We start from the raw sequence: 12,041 nt of genomic DNA, 5'->3' as shown, positions 1-12,041 counted from the left end.
ACCGCGCTCAGTCGCCGTGCCCGGGGCGCGTGTCGACGTACAGCTCGTCGATCACGGGTGCGAAGTCCTTGAGCACCGCGGCGCGCTTCACCTTGAGCGACGGCGTGAGGTAGCCGTTGGCCTCGGTGAAGTCGGTCGTGAGCACGCGGATCTTGCGGATCGACTCGGCGCGCGAGACTGCCTCGTTGGCGCGCTCGACGGCCCGGTCGAGCGCTTCGAGCACCTGCGGGTGCGTCGACGCCGTCGTGACGTCCATCGCGGGCAGCCCGTGCATCGACAGCCACCCGGGCAGCATCTCGGCGTCGAGCGTGACGAGCGCGCCGATGAACGGGCGCTGGTCGCCGACCGCGACGACCTGGCTGACCAGGGGGTGCCCGCGCAGCCGGTCCTCGAGCACCGCGGGGGCGACGTTCTTGCCGCCCGCGGTGACGATGATCTCCTTGCTGCGCCCCGTGATGCGCAGGTAGCCGTCGTCGTCGAGCGTGCCGAGGTCGCCCGTGCGGAACCAGCCGTCGACCAGCACCTCGGCCGTCTCCTCCGGCATGTGACGGTAGCCGCGGAACACGTGCGGGCCCTTGACCCAGATCTGGCCCTCGTCGTCGACGCGCAGCGACGTGCCGGGGAACGGCGGACCGACGGTCCCGACCTTCGTCAGGCCGGGGCGGTTGACCGACGTCGGCGCGGTGGTCTCGGTGAGGCCGTAGCCCTCGAGGATGCGCACGCCGATGCCGCGGTAGAAGTGCCCCAGCCGCTCGCCGAGCGGCGCACCGCCCGAGATCGCGAACTCGGCGCGGCCGCCCAGCGCCGCGCGCAGCTTGGCGTGCACGAGCCGGCCCGCGACGCGGTGCTGCGCGGTGAGCCCCGCCGAGGGGCCCGCGGGCGTGTCGAGCGCGCGCGAGTACTGGATCGCGACCTTGGCCGCCCAGCGGAACAGCTTGAGCTTCGCGCCGGCCCCGGCCTTCTGCTCGGCCGAGTTGTAGACCTTCTCGAACACGCGCGGCACGGCCAGCACGAACGTCGGCCGGAACGACGCGAGGTCGGGCAGCAGGTTGCGCGTGTCGGGCGTGTGGCCCAGCACGGCGCCCGACGGCACGCACAGCACCTGGATGAACCGCGCGAACACGTGCGCGAGCGGCATGAACAGCAGCGTGCGCGAGTGCGGCTGCGCGCAGATCTCCCCGAGGCCCTCGACGCCGTTGCGGGTCAGCTCGACGAAGTTGCCGTGCGTGAGCTCGACGCCCTTGGGGCGGCCCGTGGTGCCGGACGTGTAGATGATCGTCGCGAGGTCGGCGCCGCGCGCGTGCGTGCTGCGGCGGTCGATCTCGACGTCAGCGACGTCGGCGCCGCGCGTCACGAGCGTGCCGATCGCGTCCTCGTCGAGGACGAGCACCTCGGTCAGGCCGGGCAGGTCGTCGCGGACCTGCGCGACGACGGCCGCGTGCGCCGCGGTCTCGACGACCGCGAGCCGGATGCCGGCGTCGGACGCGATCCACCGCACCTGCTCGGCCGACGACGTCTCGTAGACCGGCACGCCCACGGCGCCCGCAGCCCACACCGCGAAGTCGACGAGCGTCCACTCGTACCGCGTGCGCGACATGATGCCGACGCGGTCGCCGGGCTCGACGCCCGCGGCGACCAGGCCCTTGGCGACCGCACGCACCTCGGCGACGAACGACGCGACCGTGACCTGCTGCCACGCGCCGCCGAGCGCGGTCTGGCGCTCGACGAACACGCCGTCGGGGTCGCGCGCGAGCCGGTCCGCGAGCATCGTGCAGATCGACGCGTCGGGCATCGGCGTGGCGAGGGTGGGCGAGGTGGACTCGGGCATGCGCGGAACTCCTGGAGGCGGGGGACGGGACGACCCTAGTGCCCGCGTCGCGGGCCCTGAGAGGACCTCACGCCCCCGGGTGCTGGTGCGTGGGGTCGAGCACGCGCTGCAGGAACGCGCGCGTGCGCTCCTCGGTCGGCGCACCGATCACCCGGTCGGCCGGGCCGGACTCGACCACGACGCCGTCGTCCATGAACACGACGCGGTCGCCGACCTCGCGCGCGAAGGCCATCTCGTGCGTCACGACGATCATCGTCATGCCGGCGTCCGCGAGGTCGCGCATGACGCCGAGCACGTCGCCGACGAGCTCGGGGTCGAGCGCCGAGGTCGGCTCGTCGAACAGCATGAGCATCGGGTCCATCGACAGCGCGCGGGCGATCGCGACGCGCTGCTGCTGGCCGCCTGAGAGCTGCGCGGGCATGGCCTGCGCCCGGTCGGCGAGGCCGACGCGCTCGAGGTTCGCGAGCGCGACGCGCTCGGCCTCGGCACGCGAGCGGCGCAGCACGCCGCGCTGCGCGATCGTGCAGTTGTCGAGCACCGTGCGGTGCGCGAACAGGTTGAACTGCTGGAACACCATGCCGACGTGCGTGCGCACGCGGTCGATGTCGACGTCGGGGTCGGTGACCTCGACGCCGAGCAGGTCGATGCGGCCCGACGTCGGCTGCTCCAGCAGGTTGACGCACCGCAGCAGCGTGGACTTGCCCGAGCCGGACGGGCCGATGACGCACACGACCTCGCCGGCGGCGACGTCGAGGTCGATGCCGCGCAGCACCTCGCGCTCGCCGAAGGACTTGCGGAGCCCGGTGACGGAGACGACGGTCGGGGCGGGGGAGGTCGCGCTCACTTGCCGCGTCCCTTCGTCGAGGTCCGGCGCTCGAGCCAGCGCGTGAGCTGGCCGAGCGGCAGGGTGATGAGCAGGTAGCAGGCGCCGGCGACGAACAGCGCGGTGAGGCCGCCCTGCGCGGAGTTCAGCGCGTCGCGGCCGATCTTGGTGAGGTCGTACTCGGTGACGAGCATGCCGAGCAGGAAGACGAGCGACGTGTCCTTGGTGAGCAGGATGATCTCGTTGGTCATCGGCGGCAGCACGATGCGGAACGCCTGCGGCACCACGACCTGCGCGAGCGTGCGGCCGTGCGACATGCCGAGCGAGCGTGCCGCCTCGACCTGGCCCTTCGGCACGGCCTCGATGCCGGCGCGCAGCGTCTCGGCGATGTACGCGGCCGAGACGACGCCCAGCGCGATGGACGCCTTCGCGAGCATCGAGGGGATGTTGACGCCGAACGCGATCGGCACCGCGAAGCCGACCGACAGCACGACGAGCAGCGCGGGGATGCCGCGGAAGAACTCGATGTACGCGGTCGCGATCCAGCGGTAGGGCGCGACCGACGACAGCTTCATGAGCGCGAGCACCGCGCCGAGCGGCAGGCCGACCGCGAACGCGCCGAGCGTGTAACGCACCGTGTTCCACAGCCCGCGCGGCATGCGCGACGCGAGGTCGGCCGCCACGGTCGGGTCGAAGAGCTGCTCGCCGACCTTCGACCAGTCGGTGAGGAACGCGACCGCGAGCAGCGCCGCGGCGAGCACGACGTACTGGACGGCGCGCGTGAGGCGCGCGCGCGTGCGCGGGCTCGTGCGGCGACGGCCGGGCGGCATCTGCAGGGTCTGCGGTGCGGTGGTCATGCGGGCTCCGGTGGGGGCGCGGGGCGGGACGGGGGTGCGGGGTCGGCCGGGGCCGACCCCGCACCGGACGTCACTTGCTGACGGGTGCCGTGCCGACGCGCTCGGTGTAGATCGCGTCGTACGTGCCGTCCTCGTGGATGCGGTCGAGCGTCGCGTTCACGGCGTCGAGCAGCGCGGTGTTGCCCTTCTTGACGCCCAGGCCGTACTGCTCGCCGGTCGGGAACGTGTTCGCGACCTCGTAGCCCTCGGACGTGTAGGCACCGAGCACGGCGATGTCGTTGACGACCGCGTCGACCTGGCCGGTCTCGAGCGCCTGGATCTGCAGGCCGAGGTCCTCGAACTGCACGGTGGTCAGGTCGTTCTCCTGCGCCCACATCTCACCGGTCGTGGCCATCTGCACGGCGACCTTCTTGCCGGCGAGGTCCGCGACGTCCTGGAGGTCCGACCCGGCCGGCACGAGCAGGCCCTGGTCGGCGTCGAAGTACGGCTCGGAGAAGTCGAACTTCTCCTTGCGGTCGTCGGTGATGGTGATGCCCGAGGCGACGACGTCGCACGCGCCGGTGGTGAGCGCGGCGCCGGACTGGATCGTGTCGAACGGCGTGGCGACGACCTGGACGTCGACGCCGAGGTCCTTCGCGACCTCGCGGTTGAGGTCGATGTCGAGGCCGACGATCTCGCCGCTGGCGTCCTCGAACTCGAAGGGCTCGAACGGCGGGTTCGAGCAGACCGTGAGCACGCCGTCCTTGACGAGCGCGATCTCGGAGCCGCCGGACGCCTCGCCCGACGGGCTCGAGCCGGTGTCGGACGCGCAGGCGGACAGGGCGAGCAGGGCGGCCGCGGCGAGCGCGCCGACGGGGAGGGTGTGACGCATGGTGGTCCTTCCTGGCGGGGCAGAGCGCGCATAACTATACGGCACTCATCATCCCTATTCGCGCCGAGGTCGCCAGGGACCTCCGTCCCGTCGGGTGCGCACCGCCTCGGTGCGCACCCGACGGCGACGGTCAGCGCGCGACGGCCTCGCCCAGGCGCGCGTCCCGTGCGACGACGGTCTCGCCCTCGCCGGTCACGATCTCGAGCGTCCCGGTCGCGCGGCCCGCGTTGCGGACGTCGTCGATCGCGGCCTCGACACCCGCGCGCAGCGCGGCCGGCACGTCGAGCACCGCGTGCTCCACGGGCGTGCGCATCGAGACCTTGGCCTCGGACTTCACCTTGCGCAGCGCCGCCAGCGCGGCACCCGCGCCGGCCACCAGACCCGGGTCCGTGCCGCCCGCGGCGGCACGCAGCGCGTCGCTCGTCGGCCACGGCGCGCGGTGCACCGTGCCCTCGCGCCACCACGACCAGACCTCCTCGGTCGCGAACGGCAGCACCGGTGCGAACAGCCGCAGCAGCGTGTCGAGCGCGAGGCCCAGCGCGGCGCGCGCCGAGGCCGTGGCGTCCGTCACGTCCGCCGCCGAGGCCCCCGCGCCGTACGCGCGGTCCTTGACGAGCTCGAGGTAGTCGTCGCAGAACGTCCAGAAGAACGTCTCCGACAGCTCGAGCGCGCGCGTGTGGTCGTACGCCTCGAGCGCCGCGGTCGCCTGGTCCACGACGTCCGCCAGGCCCGCGAGCATCGCGCGGTCCAGCGGCTGCGTCACGAGCGACGGGTCGAGCGACACCGGCTCGTCGGCCGGGCCGAACGACAGCACGAACTTGCTCGCGTTGAGGATCTTGATGGCCAGGCGACGGCCGATCTTCATCTGCCCGACCTCGAACGCCGCGTCGGTGCCCAGGCGCGCGCTCGCCGCCCAGTAGCGCACCGCGTCCGAGCCGTGCTCCTCGAGCAGCCCCATGGGCGTGACGACGTTGCCCTTGGACTTGCTCATCTTCTTGCGGTCCGGGTCGAGGATCCAGCCGCTGATCGCGGCGTGCGACCACGGCAGCGACCCGTTCTCGAGGTGCGCGCGCACGACCGTCGAGAACAGCCACGTGCGGATGATGTCCTGGCCCTGCGGGCGCAGGTCCATCGGGAACGTGCGGGCGAACAGGTCGGGGTCGTCGAGCCAGCCGCATACGATCTGCGGCGTCAGCGACGACGTCGCCCACGTGTCCATGACGTCGGGGTCGGCGACGAACCCGCCGGCCTGCCCGCGCTGCGCCTCGGTGTAGCCCGGGGGCACGTCGCTCGTCGGGTCGACCGGCAGCGCGGCCTCGTCGGGCACGATCGGGGCGTCGTAGCGCGGCTCGCCCTGCTCGTCGAGCGGGTACCAGACCGGGAACGGCACGCCGAAGAACCGCTGCCGCGACACGAGCCAGTCGCCGTTGAGGCCGCCGACCCAGTTGTCGTAGCGCACGCGCATGAAGTCCGGGTGGAACGCGAGCTCGCCGCCGCGCGCGAGCAGCGCGTCGCGCAGCTCCTCGTCGCGGCCGCCGTTGCGCAGGTACCACTGCCGGCTCGTGACGATCTCGAGGGGCTTGTCGCCCTTCTCGTAGAAGTTCGCCTTGCGCTGCGTCGCGACCGGCTCGCCGAGCAGGTCGCCCGACGCGCGCAGCCCGGCGACGACGGCCTCGCGCGCGCTGAACGTCGTCTTGCCCGCGAGCTCGCCGTACGTCGCGCGGCCGGCCTCCGACGTGATCCAGTCCGGGGTCTCGCGCAGCACGCGACCGTCGCGGCCCACCACCGAGCGCGTCGGCAGGCGCAGCTCGCGCCACCACTGCACGTCGGTGAGGTCGCCGAACGTGCAGCACATCGCGATGCCCGCGCCCTTGTCGGGCTCGGCCGCGGGGTGCGCCAGCACGGGCACCTCGACGCCGAACAGCGGCGACGTCACGGTCGTGCCGAACAGGTGCCGGTAGCGCTCGTCGTCGGGGTGCGCGATGAGCGCGACGCACGCGGGCAGCAGCTCGGGGCGCGTCGTCTCGATGACGACGGCCTCGCCGTCGGGGCGGTGGAACGCGACCTTGTGGAACGCGCCGGGGTAGTCGCGCGCCTCGAGCTCGGCCTGCGCGACCGCCGTCTGGAACGTCACGTCCCACAGGCCCGGCGCCTCGGCCTGGTACGCCTCGCCGCGCTCGAGGTTGCGCAGGAACGCGCGCTGCGAGACCGCGCGGGCCGTCGCACCGATGGTCTGGTAGGTCATCGACCAGTCGACCGACAGGCCGAGGCGGCGCCACAGCGCCTCGAACTGCAGCTCGTCCTGCGCGGACAGCCGCTCGCACAGCTCGATGAAGTTGCGTCGCGACACCGGGACCTGGTCGCCGGGCTTGACGGCCTTGCCGTCGGTACCCTCGTGCGGCGGCTCGAAGCCCTCGACGTACGGGAGCGACGGGTCGCAGCGCACGCCGTAGTAGTTCTGCACGCGGCGCTCGGTGGGCAGGCCGTTGTCGTCCCAGCCCATCGGGTAGAACACCTCGCGGCCGCGCATGCGCCAGAACCGCGCCACGACGTCGGTGTGCGTGTAGGAGAACACGTGGCCGACGTGCAGCGAGCCGGACACCGTGGGCGGCGGCGTGTCGATCGAGTACACCTGCTCGCGCGTCGCCGTGCGGTCGAACGCGTACGTGCCGGCCTCGCTCCAGGCGCCCGACCAGCGGTCCTCGAGACCGTCGACCGTGACCTTGTCCGGTACCTGGCGGGCGTCGCGTGCGGCCGTCGGGACGTCGGGACGGGAGGTCAGGTCGCTCATGGGCACACATCCTCCCAGATCGTCACCCGCCGTCGCGCACGCGCCCGGCCGGGCGCCGACGCCACGCGGGGCGGGCCGCGGCGTGATGGGGTGGGCGCCGTGCGCGTGCGACCCCTCAGCCCCGACGCGGTGGTCCGGCACGTCCTCGACGCGGTCGTCGCGGTGCCGGGGCGACGGCGCGTGCTCGTCGACGGCGCCGCGCCCCTGCGACCCGCCGGCCTCGCCGACGCGCTCGTCGACCCCCTGCGCGCGGCCGGGCGTGCCGTCGTGCGCGTGCACGCCGACGACTTCCTGCGGCCCGCGTCGCTGCGGTACGAGCACGGCCGCCGCGACCCCGACGCGTACCTCGAGGACCGGCTCGACGCCGGTGCGCTCGCGCGCGAGGTGCTCGACCCGTTCGCCGTCGACGGCACGTGGCTGCCGTCGCTGTGGGACGCCGCGCGGGACCGCGCGACGCGCGCCGACCGGCAGCACGCGCCCGCCGGCGCCGTGCTGCTCGTCGACGGCGAGCTGCTGCTGGGCCGGTGGCTCGACGCCGACCTCGCCGTGCACCTCACGGCCCGGCCCGCGACGCTCGCGCGCCGCCTCGGCGACGACGCGTGGCAGCTGCCCGCGTTCGCGCGCTACGAGCAGGAGGCCACGCCGCAGGACGTCGCCGACGTCGTCGTGCGCGTCGACGACCCGCGGCGGCCCGCGCTCGTCGAGCGGTGACGGCGCGGCCCGCCGGAGCGCCCGTCCGGGCCGGGTGGACGGCGCCTGCCCGGACCGCGCAGGACCGGCTCGCGCAGGACCGGACCGCGCGCGCCGACGATCGGCCGCCCGACCTGCCGTCCGCGCGCACCGGACTAGGCTCGACGGGGCGACCGCGGGCGACCCCGCACGCGCGGTCAGCACGGCGACGAACGGCATGGAGGCGCACGACGTGGCAGGTCTGACGGTCGGGTACGCGGCGATGCTCGAGCAGTTCCACCCCCGCGAGGCGGTCGAGCTCTCGGCGTACGCCGAGCAGCACGGGTTCTCGGGGGTGATGGCCGCCGACCACTTCGCGCCGTGGGTGCCCGCGCAGGGGCAGTCGTCGTTCGTGTGGAACGTGCTGACGGCCGTCGGCGAGCGCACCACGGGCGACCTGGGCCCGGGCGTCACCGCGCCCACGTTCCGGTGGCACCCCGCGATGGTCGCGCAGGCGTCCGCGACGCTCGCCGCGATGTACCCGGGGCGGCACTGGCTGGGCCTTGGCTCGGGCGAGGCGCTCAACGAGCACGTCGTGGCCGGGTACTGGCCCGAGGCGCCCGAGCGCATCAACCGCATGTTCGAGGCCATCGACATCATCAAGAAGCTGTTCTCGGCGTCGCTCGCGGGCAAGGACGTCAAGCACGCCGGGCCGTTCTACAAGCTCGAGTCGACGCGCCTGTGGACCATGCCGGAGGTCGCGCCCGAGATCCTCGTCGCGACCGCGGGGCCCGTGACCGCCAAGCGCACCGGCCGCCACGCCGACGGCATCATCACGGTCGGCGCACCGCTCGAGAAGATCACCGGCCTGTTCGGCAAGTTCGCCGAGGGCGCGCGCGAGGCGGGCAAGGACCCCGACGCCATGCCCAAGGTGCTGCAGCTGCACCTGTCGTGGGCGCCGACCGACGAGGAGGCGCTCGCGAACGCGATGCACGAGTGGCCCAACGGCGGCATGAAGTTCCCCAAGGCCGACATCCGCTCGCCGTTCGACTTCGAGCAGATGGCCAAGCTCGTGCGCCCCGAGGACTTCGAGGGCCGCATGGTCATCTCGTCCGACCCCGACGTGCACCGCGCCGAGATCCAGAAGTACGTCGACCTCGGGTTCGACCGCATCTACCTGCACAACGTCGGCCGCAACCAGCGCGAGTGGATCGAGGTCTTCGGTCGCGACGTGCTGCCGAAGCTGAGCCGGTGACCGCGCACGAGCTGCGCGCCTGGGCGCCCGACGGCCTGCCCGAGGTCGTCCCGGGCGACGACCTCGTCGCGCTCGTCGTCGCCGCGCTGCGCGCCGACCCCGAGCCGTCGCACGCGCTCGTGGACGGCGACGTCGTGGTCGTCACCAGCAAGGTCGTCTCGAAGGCCGAGGGCCGCGTGGTCGCCGCCGACGACCGCGAGCAGGCCATCACCGACGAGACCGTGCGCGTCGTCGCGACGCGCGAGCACCCCGGCGGCGTGACGCGCATCGTCGAGAACCGGCTCGGCCTCGTCATGGCGGCCGCGGGCGTCGACGCGTCCAACACGCCCGAGGGCACCGTGCTGCTGCTGCCGGTCGACCCCGACGCGTCGGCCCGCGCGCTGCGCGCGGGGCTGCGGGCGGCCTTCGGCGTGCGCGTCGGCGTGCTCGTGACCGACACCGCCGGCCGGCCGTGGCGCCAGGGCGTCACCGACCTCACGATCGGCGCGGCCGGCGTGCAGGTGCTCGACGACCTGCGCGGGCAGGTCGACACGTTCGGGCGCGCGCTCACCATGACGGTGGCGGCCGTCGCCGACGAGGTCGCGAGCGCGGCCGAGCTCGTCAAGGGCAAGGCGTCCGGGCGACCGGTCGCGGTCGTGCGCGGGGTCGGGCACCTCGTGACCGACGACGACGGGCCGGGGGCGCGCGTCCTCGTGCGGACAGGGCCCGACGACATGTTCCACCAGGGCTCGGACGAGGCCTACGCGCAGGGCTGGAAGGACGCGCTCGCGGGCGACGGCGCGCCCGGCGCGTCGCGCTGACGCCCGCCCGCGCCCGGGCCGCCACGGCACCGGGGCCCGCGCCGCGGCCCGGGCCGACGCGCCGACGCGCGCCGGCGCCCGTAGATTCGCCGACGTGAGCGCCGACGACGCGTACGAGCCCGACCCGCGCCGGTGGCGGGCGCTGTCCGTGTGCCTCGCGGTGGGGTTCATGACCCTGCTCGACGTGAGCATCGTCAACGTCGCGCTGCCGTCGGTCCGTGACGCGCTCGGTGCGTCCGAGGCTGCGCTGCAGTGGGTCGTGTCGGGGTACGCGCTGGCGTTCGGGCTCGTGCTCGTCGGCGCGGGCCGGCTCGGCGACGCGTTCGGGCGGCGCGACGTCCTCATCGCCGGGATCGGCGTGTTCGCGCTCGGCAGCCTGCTGGCCGGCACCGCGCAGGACGGCACGTGGCTGGTGGTCGCGCGGCTCGTGCAGGGCGTGGGCGGCGGCATCGTCAACCCGCAGGTGTCCGGGCTCATCCAGCAGCTGTTCCGCGGCGCCGAGCGCGGGCGTGCGTTCGGGCGCCTCGGCACGACCATCGGCATCTCGACCGCCGTCGGGCCGCTGCTCGGCGGCGTGATCCTCGCGGTCGCCGGGCCCGAGCAGGGGTGGCGGTGGGTGTTCCTCGTCAACCTGCCGGTCGCGGTGCTCGCGGTCGTCCTCGCGCTGCGCTACCTCGACCCGCCCGGGCGGCGCGAGCGCGCCGCCGACCTCGACGCGGTCGGTGCCGTCCTGCTGGGCGTCGGCGTGGTCGGCGTGCTGTGGCCGACGGTGTCGCGCGCCTGGGCGCCGGGCGACCTCGCGCTCGCGGCCGCGGGTGTGGTCGCGCTCGTCGGGTTCGTGGCGTGGGAGCACCGCGTGACGGCGCGCGGCCGGACGCCGATGGTGCAGCCGTCGCTGTTCCGCCGGCCCGGCTTCACCCCGGGCGCGCTGCTCGCGCTCACGTACTTCTCGGGGTTCACGGCGATCTTCTTCGTCCTCGCGCTCTTCCTGCAGAACGGGGCGGGTTACTCGCCGCTCGAGGCGGGCGCCGCGATCACGCCGTTCGCGCTCGGCTCGGCGGTGTCGTCCGCCGTCGGCGGGCGGCTGGTCGGCAGCCGCGGGCGGCACGTCGTCGTGGCGGGGCTCGTGCTCGTGCTCGTCGGGGTGACAGCGACCGACGTGCTGCTGGCCGTGCGGGGCGTGTCGCCGGGCATCGCGTGGTGGATCGCGCCGCCGCTGCTCGTCGCGGGCGTCGGCTCGGGGCTGGTCATCGCGCCCAACCAGACCGTGACCCTGTCGCAGGTGCCGGTCGAGCAGGCCGGCGCCGCGGGCGGCGTGCTGCAGACGGGGCAGCGGCTGGGGGCCGCGACCGGGATCGCGGTCGTCGGGAGCCTCTACTTCGCCGGTGCGGCCGGGGGTGACGCGGGCGTCGGCGCCGCGCACGGCCTGCGGGCGACGGTCGCGCTCGTGGCGGTCGCGCTCGTGATCGGCGTCGCCGACCTGGTGCGCTCGGCGCGCCGGGCGCGGACCGGCGCGGACCGTCCGGCGTCGTGACCGGCGACGTGATCGGGCCGGGCGTGGCGGGAGGCGACGCGGCGCGACCCGACACGGCCGTAGGCGCCACCGCCGGGGACGACGAGCCGGCACCGGTGCGGGACGTCGTCCTGCTCGTCGACGCCGCGAACGTCGTCGGCGCGCGGCCCGACGGCTGGTGGCGCGACCGCGCGGGCGCGGCGACGCGCCTGCTCGCGCGGCTGGCGGCGCTGCCGGGGCGCGTCGTTGCGGGGTCGGCGGGGGAGCCGTGGCGGGTCGGGCGGGTCGACGTGGTGCTGGAGGGCCGCGCGCGCGACGCCGTCGCGCCGCAGGACGACGGGCTGCGCGTGCACCGTGCGCCGCGGGACGGTGACGCCGAGGTCGTCGAGCGCGCCGCGGAGGCCGGGCCGGGGCTCGTGGTGGTGACGGCCGACCGGGGCCTGCGGGCTCGGCTGCCCGGGGTCGAGGCGGTCGGACCCGGCTGGCTGCACGCGGTGCTCGACGGCGACCCCGAACCCGGTCAGTGACAGGGCGGGCGCAACGTGTCACGACGGTGCGTGACAACAGCGTCCGTCGGCCTCTAGGGTCGTGACCAGGGGCGGGACCGCCCCTGTGGCGCGCCCGCAGAAGGCCG

General features: G+C 74.5%; 10 protein-coding genes. 5 read left to right on the top strand and 5 right to left on the bottom strand.

Annotated elements, in window-relative coordinates; all coding sequences use genetic code 11:
* Positions 1-7 precede the first annotated feature (7 nt).
* The 5 genes from E4A51_RS04665 to valS form a co-directional block, all read right to left on the bottom strand.
* Positions 8-1,828 carry a long-chain fatty acid--CoA ligase gene (locus E4A51_RS04665; protein WP_046528052.1) on the bottom strand — a complete coding sequence of 607 codons (1,821 nt, stop codon included), beginning with the start codon at positions 1,826-1,828 and terminating at the stop codon, positions 8-10.
* Positions 1,829-1,895: 67 nt separating this feature from the next.
* Complete coding sequence (locus E4A51_RS04660) at positions 1,896-2,672, bottom strand: amino acid ABC transporter ATP-binding protein (protein WP_046528053.1); 777 nt, start codon at positions 2,670-2,672, stop codon at positions 1,896-1,898.
* Positions 2,669-3,508: an amino acid ABC transporter permease gene (locus E4A51_RS04655; protein ID WP_082131323.1), complete on the bottom strand. Its 840-nt coding sequence runs from the start codon at positions 3,506-3,508 to the stop codon at positions 2,669-2,671. Before E4A51_RS04655 ends, E4A51_RS04660 begins: the two co-directional genes overlap by 4 nt.
* Positions 3,509-3,578: 70 nt before the next feature.
* On the bottom strand, positions 3,579-4,379 hold the full coding sequence (locus E4A51_RS04650; RefSeq protein ID WP_134851004.1) for a basic amino acid ABC transporter substrate-binding protein: 801 nt from the start codon (positions 4,377-4,379) through the stop codon (positions 3,579-3,581).
* Positions 4,380-4,509: 130 nt separating this feature from the next.
* Positions 4,510-7,170: a valine--tRNA ligase gene (gene valS, locus E4A51_RS04645; protein ID WP_134851003.1), complete on the bottom strand. Its 2,661-nt coding sequence runs from the start codon at positions 7,168-7,170 to the stop codon at positions 4,510-4,512.
* Positions 7,171-7,269: 99 nt separating this feature from the next.
* On the opposite strand from valS, the gene E4A51_RS04640 reads away from it, so the two are divergent.
* From E4A51_RS04640 to E4A51_RS04620, 5 genes are all read left to right on the top strand, one after another.
* Entirely contained in the window at positions 7,270-7,881 is a 612-nt protein-coding gene (locus E4A51_RS04640) for a uridine kinase (protein WP_070319845.1), read from the top strand.
* Between the two features lie 196 nt (positions 7,882-8,077).
* Positions 8,078-9,094, top strand: coding sequence for a TIGR03557 family F420-dependent LLM class oxidoreductase (locus tag E4A51_RS04635; RefSeq protein ID WP_046528055.1), 1,017 nt, complete (start codon positions 8,078-8,080; stop codon positions 9,092-9,094).
* Complete coding sequence (locus E4A51_RS04630) at positions 9,091-9,894, top strand: coenzyme F420-0:L-glutamate ligase (RefSeq protein ID WP_134851002.1); 804 nt, start codon at positions 9,091-9,093, stop codon at positions 9,892-9,894. Before E4A51_RS04635 ends, E4A51_RS04630 begins: the two co-directional genes overlap by 4 nt.
* Before the next feature lie 94 nt (positions 9,895-9,988).
* Entirely contained in the window at positions 9,989-11,428 is a 1,440-nt protein-coding gene (locus tag E4A51_RS04625; RefSeq protein WP_240696380.1) for an MFS transporter, read from the top strand.
* Positions 11,425-11,934 carry a hypothetical protein gene (locus tag E4A51_RS04620; RefSeq protein ID WP_240696379.1) on the top strand — a complete coding sequence of 170 codons (510 nt, stop codon included), beginning with the start codon at positions 11,425-11,427 and terminating at the stop codon, positions 11,932-11,934. Before E4A51_RS04625 ends, E4A51_RS04620 begins: the two co-directional genes overlap by 4 nt.
* The last annotated feature ends 107 nt before the right edge of the window (positions 11,935-12,041 follow it).

Source organism: Cellulomonas sp. HD19AZ1 (assembly GCF_004535805.1).
GTDB classification, from domain to species: Bacteria; Actinomycetota; Actinomycetes; order Actinomycetales; family Cellulomonadaceae; genus Cellulomonas; species Cellulomonas iranensis.
Note: the sequence above shows the minus strand (reverse complement) of the source record. Positions and strands in the feature narration are given on the sequence as shown.